The organism is Streptomyces sp. NPDC091209 (assembly GCF_044757755.1).
In the GTDB taxonomy this organism is placed as follows: Bacteria; Actinomycetota; Actinomycetes; order Streptomycetales; family Streptomycetaceae; genus Streptomyces.
The window spans coordinates 252134-270569 of the sequence record NZ_JBIVVR010000001.1 but is presented as its reverse complement, the minus strand read 5'-3'; the positions used below and the strand labels follow the sequence as shown (position 1 = coordinate 270569).

General features: G+C 71.3%; 17 protein-coding genes. 12 read left to right on the top strand and 5 right to left on the bottom strand.

The annotated features are described in order from the left end of the window. The first annotated feature begins 178 nt into the window (after nt 1-178). The 3 genes from ACIQRL_RS01245 (at nt 179) to ACIQRL_RS01235 (ending at nt 3199) form a co-directional block, all read left to right on the top strand. Nucleotides 179-1882, top strand: a complete 1704-nt coding sequence (locus ACIQRL_RS01245; RefSeq protein WP_401325405.1) for a lytic transglycosylase domain-containing protein — start codon at nt 179-181, stop codon at nt 1880-1882. A gap of 164 nt (nt 1883-2046) precedes the next feature. Next, entirely contained in the window at nt 2047-2181 is a 135-nt protein-coding gene (locus ACIQRL_RS01240; RefSeq protein ID WP_401325403.1) for an SPW_0924 family protein, read from the top strand. Nucleotides 2182-2206: 25 nt separating this feature from the next. Next, a complete protein-coding gene (locus ACIQRL_RS01235; RefSeq protein ID WP_401325401.1) occupies nt 2207-3199 on the top strand; it encodes a DUF3068 domain-containing protein in 993 nt (330 codons plus the stop codon). Here ACIQRL_RS01235 and hrpB read toward each other — a convergent pair. Continuing rightward, nucleotides 3189-5774, bottom strand: coding sequence for an ATP-dependent helicase HrpB (gene hrpB / locus ACIQRL_RS01230; RefSeq protein WP_401325399.1), 2586 nt, complete (start codon nt 5772-5774; stop codon nt 3189-3191). The genes ACIQRL_RS01235 and hrpB overlap by 11 nt on opposite strands. A gap of 139 nt (nt 5775-5913) precedes the next feature. Next, nucleotides 5914-6774 carry a class I SAM-dependent methyltransferase gene (locus tag ACIQRL_RS01225; RefSeq protein ID WP_401325397.1) on the bottom strand — a complete coding sequence of 287 codons (861 nt, stop codon included), beginning with the start codon at nt 6772-6774 and terminating at the stop codon, nt 5914-5916. A gap of 320 nt (nt 6775-7094) precedes the next feature. Between ACIQRL_RS01225 and rpsA the strand changes: the two genes are divergently transcribed. From rpsA to ACIQRL_RS01205, 4 genes are all read left to right on the top strand, one after another. Continuing rightward, nucleotides 7095-8597 (top strand): 30S ribosomal protein S1, encoded by a 1503-nt coding sequence (gene rpsA / locus ACIQRL_RS01220; protein WP_351134281.1) that lies wholly within the window; start codon nt 7095-7097, stop codon nt 8595-8597. 465 nt (nt 8598-9062) lie between these two features. Then, nucleotides 9063-10001: a PAC2 family protein gene (locus ACIQRL_RS01215; protein WP_401325394.1), complete on the top strand. Its 939-nt coding sequence runs from the start codon at nt 9063-9065 to the stop codon at nt 9999-10001. Between the two features lie 68 nt (nt 10002-10069). After that, a complete protein-coding gene (gene coaE, locus ACIQRL_RS01210) occupies nt 10070-10678 on the top strand; it encodes a dephospho-CoA kinase (RefSeq protein ID WP_401325391.1) in 609 nt (202 codons plus the stop codon). 50 nt (nt 10679-10728) lie between these two features. Further along, nucleotides 10729-11109, top strand: a complete 381-nt coding sequence (locus tag ACIQRL_RS01205) for a tetratricopeptide repeat protein (RefSeq protein ID WP_401325388.1) — start codon at nt 10729-10731, stop codon at nt 11107-11109. A 175-nt stretch (nt 11110-11284) separates the two neighbouring features. On the opposite strand, the gene ACIQRL_RS01200 is transcribed toward ACIQRL_RS01205, so the two are convergent. Further along, nucleotides 11285-11596: a DUF6343 family protein gene (locus ACIQRL_RS01200; protein ID WP_401325385.1), complete on the bottom strand. Its 312-nt coding sequence runs from the start codon at nt 11594-11596 to the stop codon at nt 11285-11287. Nucleotides 11597-11689: 93 nt separating this feature from the next. Between ACIQRL_RS01200 and ACIQRL_RS01195 the strand changes: the two genes are divergently transcribed. Further along, nucleotides 11690-12676: an acyltransferase domain-containing protein gene (locus ACIQRL_RS01195; RefSeq protein ID WP_401325383.1), complete on the top strand. Its 987-nt coding sequence runs from the start codon at nt 11690-11692 to the stop codon at nt 12674-12676. A 165-nt stretch (nt 12677-12841) separates the two neighbouring features. Further along, complete coding sequence (locus ACIQRL_RS01190) at nt 12842-13531, top strand: class I SAM-dependent methyltransferase (RefSeq protein WP_401325380.1); 690 nt, start codon at nt 12842-12844, stop codon at nt 13529-13531. Between the two features lie 218 nt (nt 13532-13749). On the opposite strand, the gene ACIQRL_RS01185 is transcribed toward ACIQRL_RS01190, so the two are convergent. Further along, nucleotides 13750-14508 (bottom strand): RNA-binding S4 domain-containing protein, encoded by a 759-nt coding sequence (locus ACIQRL_RS01185; protein ID WP_401325378.1) that lies wholly within the window; start codon nt 14506-14508, stop codon nt 13750-13752. Between the two features lie 224 nt (nt 14509-14732). On the opposite strand from ACIQRL_RS01185, the gene ACIQRL_RS01180 reads away from it, so the two are divergent. The 3 genes from ACIQRL_RS01180 (at nt 14733) to ACIQRL_RS01170 (ending at nt 17595) form a co-directional block, all read left to right on the top strand. Beyond that, nucleotides 14733-14936, top strand: coding sequence for a hypothetical protein (locus ACIQRL_RS01180; protein ID WP_401325375.1), 204 nt, complete (start codon nt 14733-14735; stop codon nt 14934-14936). Between the two features lie 121 nt (nt 14937-15057). Continuing rightward, on the top strand, nt 15058-16590 hold the full coding sequence (locus ACIQRL_RS01175; RefSeq protein WP_401325374.1) for a YfcC family protein: 1533 nt from the start codon (nt 15058-15060) through the stop codon (nt 16588-16590). 189 nt (nt 16591-16779) lie between these two features. Next, nucleotides 16780-17595, top strand: coding sequence for a uracil-DNA glycosylase (locus ACIQRL_RS01170; protein ID WP_401325371.1), 816 nt, complete (start codon nt 16780-16782; stop codon nt 17593-17595). 101 nt (nt 17596-17696) lie between these two features. Here ACIQRL_RS01170 and ACIQRL_RS01165 read toward each other — a convergent pair whose 3' ends face one another. Beyond that, on the bottom strand, nt 17697-18146 hold the full coding sequence (locus tag ACIQRL_RS01165) for a RidA family protein (RefSeq protein WP_401325368.1): 450 nt from the start codon (nt 18144-18146) through the stop codon (nt 17697-17699). Between the last annotated feature and the right edge of the window lie 290 nt (nt 18147-18436).

The following is an 18436-nucleotide window of genomic DNA, read 5'->3' as shown; positions in this document are numbered from 1 at the left end:
GGACGACGGCACATGGCCAACTGGTGAATATCGGGCGCGAACAGGTCCCTACGCAAAGGAAGTTGTCGTAGGGTCACCTGGGTCGCCGTGCCGGGGAGCACGGTCGGAAACAGTGGCAGCGCACAGGGTTCTGAGAGACGGCAGGCTACGCCGGTCGTCCGTGGGAGGGGTTCACTCAATGGCGGCGCAATTCGGCAGGAGGCTGCGCAAGAGCGCGGCAACCACCGCTGTGGCCGCGGCCGCGGTCGCGGCACTGTCCGGCTCGCAGGCCCCGGGAGTGCTCGCCGACGACCACGGCAGACAGGCGGCGGGCGCCGACGTCGGCCAGGACGCGAACGACGCGGGCGGTGACGGCACCGCGACCGGCAACTCGCGCTACTACACGGATCTTCCGCCGCTCCAGAGCCCGAATCCCGCACCGAGCGCGAGCACGAGCGTGGGAAGCGGCACGCCCGCAGCCGCGGGCGCCGCCGAGGCGGGCATCCCGGCGACCGTTCTCGACGCCTACAAGCAGGCCGAGGCGTCGCTGCACGAGTCCAAGCCCACCTGCAACCTGCCCTGGCAGCTCCTCGCCGCGATCGGCAAGGTCGAGTCGGGTCAGGCCCGCGGCGGCCGCGTCGACGCGGCCGGCACCACCCTGTCGCCGATCCTCGGCCCGGTCCTCGACGGCAACGGCTTCGCCAGCATCAAGGACACCGACCACGGCGCGTTCGACGGCGACAGCACGTACGACCGCGCGGTGGGCCCCATGCAGTTCATCCCCTCCACCTGGGCGTGGGCGGGCCGTGACGGCAACGGCGACGGCAAGAAGGACCCCAACAACGTCTACGACGCGGCGCTGGCCGCCGGGCACTACCTGTGCCGCTTCGACCACGACATGTCGGTCCAGGCGCAGATGAACGCGGCGATCCTCAGCTACAACAACTCGACGGCGTACCTGAACACCGTCCTGTCGTGGCTGGAGTACTACCGCAAGGGCACGCACGAGATCCCCAACGGCACGGGCACGCTGCCCTCGCACCACAGCGACGACCCGGCCACGCCGAGCCCGAGCCCCACCCCGCCGCGGCCGACCGAGCCGGGCGGCACCAAGCCGAGCGGCCGCCCGACGAGCCCCGCCCCGACCCCGCCCGCGTCCCCCTCGCCGACCCCGCCGACCCCGCCCACCACGACGCCGACGCCGACGCCCACCGAGACGGTGGACCACCTGACGAACATGGGCGACGGCAAGGCCACGGCGACGGCCGGCGGCACGTTCACGCAGAAGATCGCCGTACGGACCGAGGACAAGGCCGGCAAGGCCGTCGCGAAGGTCCGCGTGCGGTTCACCATCGTCGGTGACACCGACGCCACCTTCACCGGCGGCGAGAACGTCGCCACACAGCTCACCAACGGGCTCGGCACGGCCACCGCGCCCGCGCTCGTGGCGGGTGAGAAGACCGGCGACTTCACCGTCCGCGTCACCGTCGTGGGCCGCGTCATGGCCGGCCTCGACTACACGGCGACCGTCACCGCCCGCCAGGCCGACACCCTGGCCCGCACCACCGACACCGCGCCGACCTGCGTACCGGGCGGCGAGTTCGCCGACCAGATCGCGGTCAAGGCCACCTACCAGGGCGCCGCCGCGGGCAAGGTCGCCGCCACCGCGACCCTGATCAAGGCCGCCGACGACGCCACCGAGAACGACAAGGGCCCCTACTTCAAGGACGCGGACGGCACGACCGTACGCACCCTCACCGCCCTGACCACCGACGCGGACGGCCTGCTCGTCCTGCCGAAGCTGTACGCCGACGACACCACCGGCACCTTCCTGCTCCGCATCACCACCACCGGCGGGGCGACACTGACCGTCGAACTGACGGTGGCCGCCGCCGCTTCGTAGCACCCCGCCGCCACCGTGCGGCCGTGCGACTCCAGGGCGCCTCCTCGGCTCACGCCGCGGGGGCGCCCTGATCCGTTGTGTGCGCGACGTGTTCTCATCTCGCGCCGCCGTTGCTACGGTGCCGGACCTGACGATGTATCAGCTCCTGGCCCCGGGAGGCCCGCATGCGTGCCCTCATCGCCGCCGCGACCGGTCTCGCCGCGGCTCTCGCGCTGGTCCTGGCCATCACGGCCATGGGCTCGCCGGCCGGACACACCTCACCGAAGCCGATGCTCACCACCGTCCCCAAGCACCCCTGACGCACGCACCGGGAGGGCCGTCGAGATGCGCCGCAAGGCAAGCCTGATCCTGCTCGCGCTCGCCGTGTTCTTCGCGGCGCTGTCCCCGCTGCTGCGCTGGTACGCCTTCCCGCGCCTGGCCAAGATCCCCGCCAACCAGTACCAGGACATGGTTCTGGAGGCGAAGGACGCGACCCTCCTCGACTACGGCACCATGAAGGCCAAGAAGGTCTCCAAGGTCACCATCGTGCAGACCCTCAAGGGCAACGTGGAGGCCTCCGACCGGATCGAGCGGACCGCGGGCCGTGACGTCGTCGTCTGGGACTCGCTCTCCTACGTCCAGGGCCCCGACGGGAAGATGGTCTCCAAACTTCCCGAGCGCTACATCTTCGACGCGCACAGCCAGGAACCCGTCCACGCCACCGGAGAGTCCGTCGACGGCGACCCCGTCACCCGCCAGGGCATCGAGTTCAAGTGGCCCTTCCGGACCGAGAAACGGGACTACGAGTACTTCGACGCGCAGACCCGCACCTCGGCGCCCATCCACTACAAGGACACCCGGACCTTCCGAGGGGTCGAGGTCTACTACTTCGAGCAGACCATCCCCTGGACGAAGGTGACGTTCCCCAAGATCATGCCCGTCCAGGGCGTCACCCCGGAGTCCCTCGCCAAGACCGGCACCACCCGCTGGTACACCACTGTCCGCAGGTTCTGGGTCGAGCCGGTCACCGGAGCACCCGTCTACGGCGAGGAGATCCACAAGGAGGAGCTCCGCGGCGGCACGCTCCTGGGCGGCCGGGACAAGGTGACCGCCTTCTCCGGGCACGTGAAGATGCGCGAGGACTACATCGAGCACACCGTCGACCTGGTCAAGTCGAACCGCACCCTCGTCCTGATGATGACGTCCTACCTCCCCTGGGGCTTCCTGCTCCTGGGGACGGCCCTGCTGTCCCTCGCCCTGTACCTGGAGGCCCGCGGCCGCAGGCCCGGCGAGCCGGCACCCGCCCCGGCGGCCGACCCCGAGCCCGTCAACGCCTGAGCCGCGCGTTCGTGTACCGCGTCGGCTCGGCGGTCGCCGGGTCCTCGGGCCACGGATGCTTGGGATACCGGCCGCGCAGCTCGGCCCGCACGCCCCTGTAGCCGTCCTTCCAGAACGACGCCAGATCGGCGGTCACCGCGGCCGGCCGCCCCGCGGGGGACAGAAGGTGCACGAGCACCGGCACACCGGCGACGGCGGGCGACGCGTGCAGCCCGAACATCTCCTGCAGCTTCACGGCCAGCACCGGCTGCGCGGGATCGGTGTAGTCGACGCGGATCCTCGACCCGCTCGGCACCTCGATCCGCTCGGGCGCGAGCTCGTCGAGCCGGGCCGCCTCCCCCGTCGCCCAGGGCAGCAGCCGGTTCAGCGCCTGCCCGGCGTCGATCCGCGCCAGGTCCGCCCGCCGCCGGGCACGGCTCAGCTCCGGCTCCAGCCACTCCGCCACGCGCGCGTGCAGCACGTCGTCGGAGACGTCGGGCCACGGGTCCCCCAGCCGCCGGTGCACGAACGCGAGCCGCTGCCGCAGCACCTCGGCGTCCGGCGACCACCGCAGCAGACCGAACCCCTCCTCCCGGAGCCCTTCGAGCAGCGCCTCCCGTACGAGTCCGGGGTCCGCGTTCCGCAACGGCCGCACGGCCAGCTCCACCGCCCCCAGCCGCTCCACCCGCCGTGCGACGACATCGCCGTCGGCCCAGTGGACCTCGTCGCCCTCGGAGTACAGGCCTGCGGCGGCCCGCCGTGCCGTCCGCTCGTCGATCACCGCCGCGAGCCGCACGCGCGCGTGCCCCCGGCCGACGGGACGATCGGCGACGGCGACCGCGAGCCAGGGAGCACCGCGCAGGACGGATCCCTCACCGGCGTCGGCCCGGGTCCCGTTGACCATCAGATGGGAGCCGCCCTGCACGCGCGCCAGGCGCTCGGGGAACGCCAGCGCGGCGACGAGTCCGGCGACCCGGTCGTCGCCGGACTCGGCCCGCGTCCCGCCCTCGGCCGGGGTGCCGTCCCGGTCGCTCCCCGGGCCCTCGGCGCGCGCTTCTTGAGCGGAGGAGGAGCCGGGCGCGGACCCGGCCCCAGCCGCCGCGGACCGCAGCCGGCGGGCCTCGGCGCGCCAGCGGGCCGCGTACGCGTCGCCCCCGCGCCGGGCGGTGCGCCAGGCGGCGGCCAGGTCGTCGCCGTACTCACGCGGGGGCTCCTCGCTCAGCAGGGCGACCACGTCGGCGGCCCGCGCCCGGCCCACCACCGGGGTCGCGTCCAGCAGCGCCCGCGCCAGCCGGGGGTGCAGGCCCAGCCGCGCCATGCGCACACCGCGTTCCGTGGCCCGTCCCGTGGCGTCGACCGCGCCCACGGCCGACAGGACGGCCCGCGCCGCCGCCATCGCCCCGCCCGGCGGCGGATCCAGCAGGGCCAGCCCCGTCGCCTCCGGGTCGCCCCAGCAGGCCGCCTGGAGGGCGAACGCCGTCAGGTCGGCCACCTTGATCTCGGGAGCCGGGAACCGCGTCAGACGGCCGTCCTCCGCCTCCGCCCAGCACCGGTAGACAGCGCCCGGCGCCTCACGCCCGGCCCGCCCCGCCCGCTGCCGTCCGGCCGCCTGCGAGGCCCGCACGGTCGCCAGGGCGCTCAGCCCGCGCGCGTGGTCCACCCGCGGCTCCCGCGCCAGCCCCGAGTCCACGACCACGCGCACCCCCGGAACCGTCAGTGACGACTCGGCCACCGAGGTCGCGAGGACCACCCGGCGCCGCACCCCGGGCGCGAGCACCGCGTCCTGCACGGCCGCCGGAGCCCGCCCGTGCACCTGGAGCACATCGACGTCCCCGAGGCCGCCCAGCTGCCCGGCGACCCGCGCGATCTCCCCGACCCCGGGAAGGAAGCACAGGACATCGCCCGAGCGCTCGGCCAGCGCCCGCCGCACCGTGGACGCCACATGCGTCAGCAGCGCCGGGTCGACCCGCATCCCGTGCGGGGGCCGTACCGGGCGCGCGGGCGGCGCCCACACCGTCTCGACCGGATACGAGACCCCCTCCGCCTCGACGACCGGCGCGTCGCCCAGCAGCCGCGCCCAGCCCCCGGCGTCCGTCGTCGCGGACGCGGCGACCAGCCGCAGCTCGGGACGGAGCGCTGCCCGCACGTCCAGCAGGAACGCGGCCACCGTGTCCGCGTCCAGATGCCGCTCGTGGCACTCGTCGAGCACGACCACGTCGACACCCGCCAGCTCCTGGTCCCGCTGCAGCCGCTGGAGCAGGACACCGGTCGTGACGACCTCCACGCGCGTGCGGGGGCCGACCACCCGCTCCCCGCGCACCGTGAAGCCGACGCTCCCGCCGACCTGCTCCCCCAGCAGCCACGCCATCCGCCGGGCGGCGGCCCGCGCCGCGATCCGCCGCGGCTCGGCAACCACCACCCGGCGCGCCGGGCGCCCGTCGTCCAGGAGACCCGCCAGGGCCAGCGGTACCAGCGTCGTCTTGCCGGTGCCGGGCGGCGCCACCAGCACCGCGCTGCCGTGCCCCTCCAGGGCGGCGTCCACAGCGGGCAGGGCGCCACGTACGGGCAGCACGTCCAGAGCTTCGTAACGGATCACGTCCCCAGTCTCGTACGCGCGCCGAGCTGGCTGCGTACGAAGTCCGGGACAGTCTCCACGCGCGCGTGCCGGGCGGCGGCACAAAGACGGGGGAGCCGATTCGGCTCCCCCGTCTTTGTGCTCTTGCGGATCCCGTACGTCAGTCCCGTTCGCAGACGAAGATCGCCGTGCCGGGAACGAGGTTCCCGCGCAGCGGGGACCAGCCGCCCCACTCCTGGGTGTTCCAGGCGGGCCACTCGGGCTCGACGACGTCGACCAGGCGGAAACCGCCCGCCACCACGTCACGCACCCGGTCGCCGACCGTCCTGTGGTGCTCGACGTAGACCGCGCGGCCCTCGTCGTCCTGCTCCACGTACGGAGTGCGGTCGAAGTAGGACGCGGACACCGTCAGGCCCTCGGGTCCGGGCTCGTCCGGGAACGCCCAGCGGACCGGGTGCGTCACGGAGAAGACGAAACGGCCGCCGGGCCGCAGCACCCGGTGGACCTCCCGCAGCACCAGTACCGGGTCGGCGACGAAGGGCAGCGCGCCGTAGGCCGAGCACGCGAGGTCGAAGGAGCCGTCCGCGAACGGCAGCGCGCTCGCGTCCGCCTCCACCAGGGGCACGGCGCCCCCGATGCGCAGCGCGTGCTGGAGCTGGCGGTGGGAGAGGTCCAGGGCCACCGGGCGCGCGCCCTGCCCGGCAAGCCAGCGCGAGCACTGTGCCGCGCCGGCGCCGATCTCCAGGACGTCCTTGCCCTTCAGGTCCTCCGGAGGGCCGAGCAGCTCGGCCTCCACCTCGTCGAGGCCCTCGGGACACCACACGAACCGGTCGTCGCCGAGGAACGTGCCGTGTTCGATCTGGTACTCGTCCGCGTTCCGGTCCCACCAGCTCCGATTCGCCCGGGAACTCTCGATGAGATCCGCATCACGTCGGGTGGCTTCCGGTTCGAACGGTTCGGGCTCTTGGATGATCGGCTCCCTCGTCGTACTCTTCCGTCCAACCCGTCTCGGGCGTGTCACGAAAGAGGCGTCCTACTGCCCGCGTGGCCTTGTGAGACAGGTCTTGTGCCGGGATTGCGGCGATCCGCCCCGGGTGTGCGCCTTCGCGCATTGACCCTGCCCGGCTGCCCCCGTATGCTACAAGTTGCGCTGCGGGCCTGCGCTCCTCAGACGTAGCAGGCTGTGCTCGCATCTGTATGTATGTCCCCTCGGTTTTCGAGGCGCCTCCGGCTTCTGCCGGGTAGGGCGCTTCCTTCACTGTCCGGCTTCTACAGGGCGAAACGGGCTCCCGGCGTAAGCAGTACCTACGACTCACTGTCCGTACCGGAGCCCTTTCCCACATGACGAGCAGCACCGAGACCACCTCTACCACGCCGCAGGTAGCGGTCAACGACATCGGTAACGAGGAAGCATTCCTCGCCGCGATCGACGAGACGATCAAGTACTTCAACGACGGCGACATCGTCGACGGCGTCATCGTGAAGGTCGACCGGGACGAGGTCCTGCTCGACATCGGTTACAAGACCGAAGGTGTCATCCCGAGCCGCGAGCTCTCGATCAAGCACGACGTCGACCCGAACGAGGTCGTCAAGGTCGGCGACGAGATCGAAGCCCTTGTTCTCCAGAAGGAGGACAAGGAAGGCCGCCTGATCCTCTCGAAGAAGCGTGCCCAGTACGAGCGCGCCTGGGGCACCATCGAGAAGATCAAGGAAGAGGACGGCATCGTCACCGGCACGGTCATCGAGGTGGTCAAGGGTGGTCTCATCCTTGACATCGGCCTCCGTGGCTTCCTGCCGGCTTCTCTCGTCGAGATGCGCCGTGTCCGCGACCTCCAGCCCTACGTGGGCAAGGAGCTCGAGGCCAAGATCATCGAGCTGGACAAGAACCGCAACAACGTGGTCCTGTCCCGCCGTGCCTGGCTGGAGCAGACCCAGTCCGAGGTCCGCCAGACGTTCCTCACGACCCTGCAGAAGGGTCAGGTCCGCTCCGGCGTCGTCTCCTCGATCGTCAACTTCGGTGCCTTCGTGGACCTGGGTGGCGTCGACGGTCTGGTGCACGTCTCCGAGCTCTCCTGGAAGCACATCGACCACCCCTCCGAGGTTGTCGAGGTCGGCCAGGAAGTCACCGTCGAGGTCCTCGACGTCGACATGGACCGCGAGCGTGTCTCCCTGTCGCTCAAGGCGACGCAGGAAGACCCGTGGCAGCAGTTCGCCCGGACGCACCAGATCGGTCAGGTCGTCCCGGGTAAGGTCACGAAGCTCGTCCCGTTCGGTGCGTTCGTCCGCGTGGACGAGGGCATCGAGGGCCTGGTCCACATCTCCGAGCTGGCCGAGCGCCACGTGGAGATCCCGGAGCAGGTTGTCCAGGTCAACGACGAGATCTTCGTCAAGGTCATCGACATCGACCTCGAGCGCCGCCGCATCAGCCTCTCGCTGAAGCAGGCCAACGAGGCCTTCGGTGCCGACCCGGCGTCGGTCGACTTCGACCCGACGCTGTACGGCATGGCCGCGTCGTACGACGACCAGGGCAACTACATCTACCCCGAGGGCTTCGACCCCGAGACCAACGACTGGCTCGAGGGCTTCGAGTCCCAGCGTGAGGTGTGGGAGACGCAGTACGCCGAGGCGCAGCAGCGCTTCGAGCAGCACCAGGCTCAGGTCATCAAGTCCCGCGAGGCCGACGCGCAGGCCGAGGCCGAGGGTGCCACCTCCACGAGCGCGGCTCCGGCCGCCTCCGGTGGCGGCGGTTCCTACTCCTCGGAGTCGGACGACAACTCCGGCGCCCTGGCGTCGGACGAGGCGCTTGCCGCCCTCCGCGAGAAGCTCGCCGGCGGCCAGAGCTGAAAGCTCACCGCTAGCAAGTAGCTGAAAGAAGTGGGCCCGCACCGATTCGGTGCGGGCCCACTTTTCTGCGTAGAGGCCCTTCAGGAGGCCTTTCTTCGGGAGTGCTCTCCCTGTAGTGCGTGCCCTCGCCATACCGACGCGCACGCCTCGTCGACGGGGCCCGCTGCCCACCGGGCGTGTCCACTTCGCGGGCGACCGGCTCGGCTGCGCCGACGCCGGGCAGCACGGCGCCTTCCCCTCCGCCCGCAACGCTGTGAGCGCCCTCCACGCGCGCGTGCGGTCCTCGTAACACCCGTGTGCTGTGCTGGCGGCGGTCCGCAGGCGGTGCCCACCGTCCCCGGAACTCCAGCCGGCCGCTCGTGGAGGCTGAGAAACCGGCACGGGACAGTGGTGCGGAGCACGGGACGGGAATGTCCGTGCTCCGTGCCACGTTGTGCAGTACGAACACGAGGAGGAGCGGTCACAGTGCTTGATCCGCAGGGTTTGTACGCATGGGAGCCGAAGGGCCTGGCCGTGGTCGACATGGCACTCGCCCAGGAGTCGGCCGGTCTTGTCATGCTCTACCACTTCGACGGATACATCGACGCGGGCGAGACCGGCGACCAGATCGTCGAGCGGGTACTCGACTCACTGCCGCACCAGGTCGTGGCCCGCTTCGATCACGACCGGCTCGTGGACTACCGCGCGCGCCGGCCGCTGCTGACGTTCAAGCGTGACCGCTGGACCGAGTACGAGGAGCCGACCCTCGAGGTACGGCTCGTGCAGGACGCCACCGGCGCGCCCTTCCTGCTGCTGTCGGGACCGGAACCGGACACCGAGTGGGAGCGCTTCGCCGCCGCCGTCCAGCAGATCGTGGAACGGCTCGGCGTCCGCCTCTGCGTGAACTTCCACGGCATCCCGATGGGCGTCCCGCACACCCGCCCCGTGGGTCTCACCCCGCACGGCAACCGTACGGATCTGGTGCCCGGCCACCGCAGCCCCTTCGACGAGGCGCAGGTCCCCGGAAGCGCCGAGTCGCTCGTCGAGTACCGCCTCATGGAGGCCGGCCACGACGTCCTCGGCGTCGCCGCCCACGTACCCCACTACATCGCGCGTTCCCCGTACCCGGACGCGGCGCTGACCGTCCTGGAGTCCATCACGGCCGGGACCGGCCTGGTGCTTCCCGGCATAGCGCACGCCCTGCGGACCGAGGCTCACCGCACCCAGACCGAGATCGACCGACAGATCCAGGAAGGCGACGAGGAACTCGTCGCGCTCGTCCAGGGCCTTGAGCACCAGTACGACGCCGCCGCGGGCGCCGAGACCCGCGGCAACATGCTCGCGGAACCGGTCGACATCCCCTCGGCCGACGAGATCGGCCAGGAATTCGAGCGATTCCTCGCGGAGCGCGAAGGCGACGGCTGACCCCTACGCCCGGAATCCCGGACTCCCGGGCGGAGGGGCTGTCAGTGGCAGGCCCTAAGCTGCGAGGCATGCTGAAGGTGGGCCTGACCGGTGGTATCGGCGCCGGCAAGAGCGAAGTGTCACGGCTGCTCGTCGAGCACGGCGCCGTGCTGATCGACGCGGACAGGATCGCGCGGGAGGTCGTCGCACCCGGAACTCCCGGGCTGACGGCGGTCGTCGACGCCTTCGGCGAGGACGTCCTCGCTCCCGACGGCGGCCTGGACCGGCCGAAGCTCGGCTCGATCGTCTTCGCCGACCCGCACAAGCTCGCCGTCCTGAACGCGATCGTGCACCCCCTGGTCGGCACCCGCTCGCGCGCGCTGGAGGACGAAGCCCCCGAGGACGCCGTCGTCGTGCACGACGTGCCCCTGCTCGCGGAGAACGGCCTGGCCTCGCTGTACGACCTCGTGATCGTCGTCGACGCCCGCCCCGAGACCCAGCTCGACCGCCTCGTCCGCCTGCGCGGCATGACCGAGGAGGACGCCCGCGCCCGTATGGCCGCACAGGCCCCGCGCGACAAGCGCCTGGTGATCGCGGACATCGTCATCGACAACGACGTACCGCTGGAGGAACTGGAGCGGCGCGTACGGGACGTATGGGCCGATCTCGTGCGCAGAGCCCGGCAGCCCCAGGAATAGCGCTCCTCAGGAGGGGCGTTGAACCCTTGCAGCGAGGGAAGGACTCTGCCGTGCCCGAGACCAGCGGATCGACCGGACGTACTCCGGAGACGCACGTCATCGACTTCCGCGCCGCCGAGCAACTGCTCGCCGCGCGCGACCCGCGCGGCGCGGTGAACCTGCTCGACCGGGTCATCGCCGCTCACCCGGAGAACACCGCGGCCCGGCTCCTGCGCGCGCGAGCCTTCTTCGCCGCCGCGCAACTACGCCCCGCCGAGCTGGAGTTCACGATCGTCCTGGAGCGCGAGCCGGACAACGCCTTCGCCCATTTCGCCCTCGCCCGGACCTATGAGCGCCAGCGACGCCCCGAGCAGGCGAAGCGGCACTTCAGACTGGCGGCCGCACTCGACCCGAAGCCTCAGTACCTGGAAGCGGCACGGTTCGACTCGTAGCGGTCGGCGCGAGGCGGCGGTCGCGGGCGCTCGCGCGGAAAACGATGCGACGGTGGTGCGGGCGTACAAGGCCCGCGCGCCGGGCGCGCGTGGCCACCTGGCTACCGGCACCCGGGCGAGGACACCGACCGCTTCCCCTGCGCCCGTCGCGACAAGGACGGACCGCCCGGCCCCTTCAGGGGTGCGACGGCTTCGACGGGCGGCGGCGCTCCGGCGGCCGGTACGCGGGCCGGTCGTCCACGGGCTCGTACGGCGGGACGTCACGGCCCGGCTGATAGTGGGGGCCCTGCCTGATGTGCCGAAGGATCATGGTCATGTCGACGGTGACGATCACCCACAGCAGACCGCACGCGGCCGCCCATCCCGGTCGCCCCACCAGGGCGAACGCGACCGTCCCGAAGATGGCCCAGATCAGGCCCCAGACGCTCAGCCAGAAGCGCATCCGCAGAGCACTGCGCGCTGTCATCGGTTCACTGCCCGTACGCATCAGGATCACCACTCCTACGAGGAAACGTACTCTTCGTGGTGCACGTTCACCAAGGGAGAGCGGCCCGGACGACGGCCGCCGGGGGAGGCAACGGTGCTGCTGAAGGAGCTGCGGGCGGACGCGAGGCTCGCCGAGTGGCTGAGAGACCTGGAGAGCGAGAGCTCCGCCCTGCGGGAAGCGCCGCTCCCGGAGGCCGACGAGTTGCCCGACATCCTGCTCGATCTGGCCGTGCCCCATGAGCACATCAACGAACTCGTCGCGCTGCGGGACCAGTTGGCGGCCGACCCGGAGGCCATGACTCTCCTCGCGCGCTGCGTCACCCGCTTCGTCCGGGACATGGGCGAGATAGGCAAGGGCTGGGAGCCGCCCGCGTTCCCCGCGACGACAGGACCTCTCGGGCGCTGCTTCCATCTGTACGTCTTCATAGCGGCGCTTCCGTACGTCCGCGCCCACCACCTCGGGCGCGCCGTCCCGGACGACGTCTCCCGGCGCACACTCGCGGACCTCGGCCGTCATGTGTCCGTGCACCACAGAAGGGCCGGCGGCCCTGGACTGCTGTTCCCCTGGTGGATCGCCCTGCACTTCCACGGCGAGCTGTTCCAGCTGGGCCGGCTCCAGTTCCAGCGGGTGCTGCTGGGGCGCCGCACAGCCGCTGCCGTCGCGGCGGCGGGCCTGGACCTGGGCCCCGGCGACCCCTGCCTGAGCCTGCACATCACCGACTTCCGCGGCCCGCTCTCCCCGGAGGCCTGCGACCGTTCGCTCGCCCTGGCCCGTGAGTTCTTCGCCCGCCACTACCCCGACGAGCGCCACGAGATCGCCGTCTGCGACTCGTGGCTGCTCGACCCGCAGCTCAAGCGGTATCTCCCGGCGGACTCCAACATCATTCGCTTCCAGGACCGCTTCCACCTCGCGTGCGAGGATCCGACCCCGGACGACACGGTGCCCATCGGCTTCGTCTTCGGCGATCCCGAGCTGCCGCTCGACGAACTCCCGCGGCGCAACAGCGTCGAGCGCGCGGTGGTGGACCACCTGCGCGGGGGTGGCCACTGGTATGGAGGGCGGGGCTGGTTCGTGCTGTAGTCCGTCCTGCCGTGGACTCCGTCCGGGGTCAGGTAGAACCAACCGGTCTGGGGCCCGGCAGACCTGTTTCCGGGGTCCGGCTCGGACTGGTGTCCCTCGAACACGTCACCCGAATGAGTGATGGAATGAGGGAACGGGCCCACGGAACCCGTCCGTTGGACGGATATGAGGATCGAGAAGCGTCAGGGATACGAAGGCACCGGACCCGGTGCCATCACGCCGGACGGCTGCGCGGTCGAGCTTTACACCCGCCTGCCCGTCGGAACCGAACCGGACATCATCACCGCCGCTGTGCCCACCGCCGCGCACATCCTGGAACTGGGCAGCGGGGTCGGCCGGATGACCCACCCGCTCCTGGAGCTCGGGTTCGCCGTCACGGCGGTGGACGAGTCCGCCGAAATGCTGGAACACGTCCGTGGGGCACGCAGGGTACGCAGCAGCATCGAGGACCTCGACCTCGGCGAGACGTTCGACGTCGTGCTGCTGGCGTCGTTTCTCATACACGCCGGCGATGTCCGGGTCCGGCGGGCACTCCTGGACACCTGTGTCCGCCATGTCGCGGACGACGGTTGCGTGCTGATCCAGCGCGAAGGCGTGGACTGGCACACCGACGTGCCCCGCGAGCGCACGGATCCGTCCGGATTCGTCGTACGCATCCTGTCCGCCGAGCCCGTCGGGGACGGGGTCAACTCGGTGCGTGCGGAGTACACGTTTCCGGACGCCACCTGGACCCAGACGTTTCTGGCGCGCCCTTTGACGAAGGACGCTTTCGAGGAGGCCCTGGCGGAGGCGGGGCTCAAGGTGGACCGGTACCTGACGGAGGACGGGGTGTGGGTGAGGGCCGTGAAGGGATGAGCCGGCGGATCAGCGCGGGGGAGCGGATCAGCGCCGGAGGGGCGGGACTGCGCCGGGCAGGACGCTAGCGGCACGACCGGGGCAGTCCCCGGCACGCCTGGTACGCCGACGGGTGGGACGTCAGGTGTGACGACGCGGGAAGGACGAAGAGGCACCCCCGGTCCCGGTTCAGGGGGAGCCCTCGACGTCGTACGACGGCACGTCGGCTTTCCGAAGGTTCAGGAGCCCGAGGTGCCGGTGGAACCTGACGAACCAGTGGAACCTGATGAACCGGTGGAGCCCGACGAACCGGTGGAGCCCGACGAACTGGTGGAGCGGGGACCGGCCCAGGGAGGACCGGTCCAGCGGGGACCGGCCGAGCGGCGGGAAGCGCCCGTGGACCCGGTCGCTCCCGTCGTACCGGTGGACGGACCGGAGGAGCTGACCGGGCCGGACGAGCCCGTCTGCATCCCCCGCAGGCGCTCCAGCTCGCGGCGGTCCCGCTTGGTCGGGCGCCCTGTGCCGCGGTCCCGGATGCCCGCCGGAGCCACGGCCTCGCGCGGCGGGGGCGGCGGGCTGTTGTCGACGTAGCACTCGACGGCGACGGGCGCGCCCACCCGCTTGCGGATCACGCGCTTCACGACGACGACCCGTTCACGGCCCTCGTGGCGTAGGCGTACCTCGTCGCCCACGCGTACCGAGTACGCGGGTTTGACGCGCTCGCCGTTGACCCGGACATGGCCGCCCTTGCAGGCCGTGGCACCCATCGAGCGTGTCTTGACGAGACGGACGGACCAGATCCAGGCGTCGACCCGCACGCTTTCGCCACTGGCGGGCCCGGCGGCGACGGCGGCCTTGGCGGCGGCCGTGGAATTCGCCGTGGAAGCAGTGCCGGAGTGGGCCCCGGAGTCGGCCGTGGCGGCGTCCGCGTCGCCCGAGCCGTGCGCACGGCCCGAACTCGCGCCCTTCATCTCCCCGTCAGCACCCTGAGAAGCCATGGTTCGACTCTAATGCCCCCGGTCCGGGACACGGCATGCCTTTTCCGTCGCACGGACCACACCGGATGCGTCGTTCCCCGACTGCGCCGAGGCTGTCGAGTGAAGGGGCCCGGGGACAGCACCGAAACCGCCCGGGGAAGGGCACCGAAACCGTCCGGGGTACGGCACCGAAGCCGCCCACGGAACAGCGGCGAAGCCGTCCGGGAACAGCAGAGGGGGCCGAGGTGGAGACAGCAGCGAAGGCCGACGTGTTGATGGACGGCCTCCGTGCAGATCTGGAGCGGCGGCTTGCGGCGATCCCCTCCTTCGCGTTCCCTTCCTTCGCGTTCCCCGGTTTCCCGGCCGAGCAGGTACCGGAGGCCCGTGATCTCCTCGTAGGAATGCTGCGGGACGACACGGAACCGGCCGCGTCCGGGGCAGTCTCATGATCGTCGGCGCCTCCGATGACCTCACGGACGACCGCATGGCTGCTGTTGCCGCAGCCGCAGCCGTGGTCGTTGCGACAGCCGCAGTCTCAGCCGGCGTCTGCACCGGGGAGGTGGTGGCCCGGTGACCACCCCGACCGATACCGAGGCGCCTGACACCGAAGAGCCGCCGCACGGGCGCAAGTTCACGTTTCCGAGTGCGCTGACCGTCCTCGCGATCGTCACGATCGCCGTGTGGGCGCTGGCGTTCCTGATCCCGGCTGGGCAGTACGACCGCACGCCCGAGGGCAGGCCGATCCAGGGCACCTACCACCGTGTCGACTCCGGTCAGAGCTTCGTCGATCGCCTCAACGACCTGTTCCTCTCGCCCGTCAACGGCCTCTACGGAATCCTGGACGAGAAGACCGCGCAGGTCGGCCCGGAATTCGCCGGTGAGCTGTACGGCAGCGCGGGCGTGTTCCTCTTCGTGCTCGCCATCGGAGCGTTCATCACGGTGGTGTTCGCGACGGGCGCGCTCGACCGGGGTATCGGCCTCCTCGCCCACCGGCTGCGAGCGCGCGGGGGGCTGCTCATCGCGGGCATCATGCTGGTCTTCTCGGTGCTCGGAACCGTGGAGGGCTTCGCTGAGGAGACGCTCGGGTTCTACGGGCTGATCGTGCCGTTGATGCTGGCGCTCGGCTACGACCGGATGGTGGCCGTCGGCACGATCATTCTCGGCGCCGGCATCGGGGTGCTGTGCTCGACGGTGAACCCGTTCGCGACGGGCGTGGCCTCGTCCGCCGCCGGCATCTCGCTCGGTGACGGGATCGTGCTGCGGTTCGTGATGTGGGTCGTGCTGACGGCGGTCACGATCGCGTACGTCATCCGGTACGCGCGCCGCGTGCGGAAGAACCCGGAGCGCTCGATCACCGGCTTCCTGCCGGGGGACCGCGAGCACGCCCAGGAAGCCGCCGGTGAAGTTCCCGCACTGACCGGTCTGCACAAGGCGGTCCTCGTCACCACGACCCTGGTCTTCGCCTTCATGATCTTCTCGGTCGTGCCGTGGTCCAGCGCGCTCACCGGCAAGGCGGACGCGCGGCCGTACGGGTTCGAGCTCGGCTGGTCCTTCCCGGAGCTGGCGGCACTGTTCCTGTGCGCGGCGGTGCTGGTCGGGGTGGTGGCGCGGATGGGCGAGCAGGAGCTGAGCGCGACGATCATCCAGGGCGCCGCGGATTTCATCTCACCCGCGCTGGTGATCGTGCTGGCTCGCGGAGTCACCGTGATCATGAACAACTCGAAGATCACCGACACGGTTCTGCACTCCATCGAGGGCATCGTGGAGGGCACCTCCTCCAGCCTCTTCGCGATCATCGTCTTCGTCGTGAACCTGCCACTGGCCTTCCTCATCCCCTCCACCTCGGGCCACGCGACCCTCGCGATGCCGATCCTCGCCCCGCTCGCCGACTTCGCGGGCGTCTCCCGTGCCGTGGTCGTCACCGCCTGGCAGTCCGCCAGCGGCTGGATGAACCTCTGGGTCCCCACCACGGCCGTCACCATCGGCGGAGTCGCCCTCGCCAAGGTCGGCTACGACAAGTACCTGCGTTTCATCTGGCCGCTCCTAGCCATTCTTTTCCTGCTGATCTGCGGGTTCCTGGCGGCCGGGGCGGAGATGACCTAGCCCCCCGGCGGGAGTGGGAGGTCTACGCGGACGGACTGGTCGTACGGTGGTGGCGTGCGCAGCAGCGGCCCGAACGAAGCCGGACCGGCGGCCCCCGCGAGTCCGGAAGTCTCTGCCGGTCGGGAAGCCCCTGCAGGTCCGGCAGCCCCCGCCCGCCGGGTGGGAGGTTTTTCCAGCCCGGCCCGCCAGGTGGGAGGTCCGGCCGGCCCCGCCGATCTCGCCGGGCTGGACGCGCGGATCGCCGACTGCCGGGCCTGTCCGCGTCTTGTCGCGTGGCGCGAAGAGGTGGCCGCCACCAAGCGCGCAGCCTTCGCCGATCAGTCGTACTGGGGGCGTCCGGTGCCCGGGTTCGGCCCGGCCGACGCGTCCCTTCTCATCGTCGGGCTGGCACCAGCCGCGCATGGCGGCAACCGGACCGGGCGGATGTTCACGGGGGACCGGTCGGGCGACGTGCTGTACGCGGCGCTGCACGACGTCGGTCTCGCCTCGCAGGGGACCTCGGTGAGCGCGGACGACGGCCTGGAACTGTACGGCGTACGCGTCACCTCTCCCGTGCACTGCGCGCCGCCCGCCAACAAACCGACGCCCGAAGAGCGGGACACCTGCCGGCCCTGGCTCGTCGAGGAGCTGGACCTGTTGCGGCCCACGCTGAGGGCGGTCGTCGTCCTCGGGGCCTTCGGCTGGCAAGCTGCCCTGCCGGCCTTCGCCGAGGCGGGGTGGACGGTACCTCGGCCGCGCCCGGCGTTCGCCCACGGGGCACGAGTGACGCTCGTACGACGGCCGGAGCCGCAGAAGACCAACACCAGCACCGTTTCCCATCCCCCGTCCGGGTCCGCGTCCGAGCCCCCTTCGACCTCCCCTTCCCCTTCGGTCGAGCTCTTCGGCTGTTTCCACGTCAGCCAGCGGAACACCTTCACCGGGCGGCTCACACCCACGATGCTGCGCCAAGTCCTCAGCGCGGCGGCGGAGGCAGCGGGACTGACCCCGCTGCCTCCGCCGGATTAGTCGGGCGCGATGAGCCTGAATCCGGAGATCAACCGAGCACGGACGAGTACGCGGCCAGTTGGGGAGATTCGGTCCCGGGCGCCGGGTCCCGCACGCGGACCTCAGGCGCAGTCGGGTTCGCTCTCGGTCGCCGGCTCGGCTGTCGGTTCGGTCTCGGGGACGACGGCGGTCGCCGTGATTTCCACGAGCTGGCCGGTGTACCCGAGGCAGGCCACCCCGAGCAGGGTCGAGGAGTGCGGGCCGATGCTCAGCCCGGAGGCCTCGACGACAGCCCAGACCGCGGACAGCACCGCGGGCTCACCGCTGACGACGTACACATCGGTCGACACGACATGGGCCATGTCGCTTCCCACGGCCCGCAGTTGCTCGTCGAGGTTGGCCAGCACCTGCGCCGCCTGCCGTACGGGATCGCCCGCGCCGACCAGCTTCCCGTCGGCGTCGAGCGGCACGGACCCGGCGAGGAAGGCCAGCCTCGTCCCTGCCTCGACGACGGACGCGTGCGCGTAGACGGGCGGCGCGAAGAGGCTGGGAACGGTGACACGCTGGACCATGTGGGCTCCCTGTGGGTGCGGCCGCGGGCGGGGCTGCCGACGGGTGACGGACAACCTGCCGATGATGCGGGTCCGAGGACAGTACCCGCATCCGAATTTTCGCCGGCGTCGCGCAGGGAAAGACTGACGGACGAGAAGGTTCCCGGCACGGAACCGGAGTCCGAGCCGTTCCTCTCCGCCGAGCTGTTTCTCTCTGCGGCCTGCGGCCTGCGGCCTGCGGCCTGCGGCCTGCGGCCTGCGGCCTGCGGCCTGCGGCCTGCGGCCTGCGGCCTGCGGCCTGCGGCCTGCGG

Coding starts and splice junctions, on each gene's coding strand:
- coaE (WP_401325391.1), top strand. CDS start 10,070: ATGCTGAAGGTGGGCCTGACCGGTGGTATCGGCGCCGGCAAGAGCGAA.
- ACIQRL_RS01235 (WP_401325401.1), top strand. CDS start 2,207: ATGCGCCGCAAGGCAAGCCTGATCCTGCTCGCGCTCGCCGTGTTCTTC.
- ACIQRL_RS01200 (WP_401325385.1), bottom strand. CDS start 11,596: ATGCGTACGGGCAGTGAACCGATGACAGCGCGCAGTGCTCTGCGGATG.
- ACIQRL_RS01190 (WP_401325380.1), top strand. CDS start 12,842: ATGAGGATCGAGAAGCGTCAGGGATACGAAGGCACCGGACCCGGTGCC.
- ACIQRL_RS01165 (WP_401325368.1), bottom strand. CDS start 18,146: ATGGTCCAGCGTGTCACCGTTCCCAGCCTCTTCGCGCCGCCCGTCTAC.
- rpsA (WP_351134281.1), top strand. CDS start 7,095: ATGACGAGCAGCACCGAGACCACCTCTACCACGCCGCAGGTAGCGGTC.
- ACIQRL_RS01245 (WP_401325405.1), top strand. CDS start 179: ATGGCGGCGCAATTCGGCAGGAGGCTGCGCAAGAGCGCGGCAACCACC.
- ACIQRL_RS01185 (WP_401325378.1), bottom strand. CDS start 14,508: ATGGCTTCTCAGGGTGCTGACGGGGAGATGAAGGGCGCGAGTTCGGGC.
- ACIQRL_RS01240 (WP_401325403.1), top strand. CDS start 2,047: ATGCGTGCCCTCATCGCCGCCGCGACCGGTCTCGCCGCGGCTCTCGCG.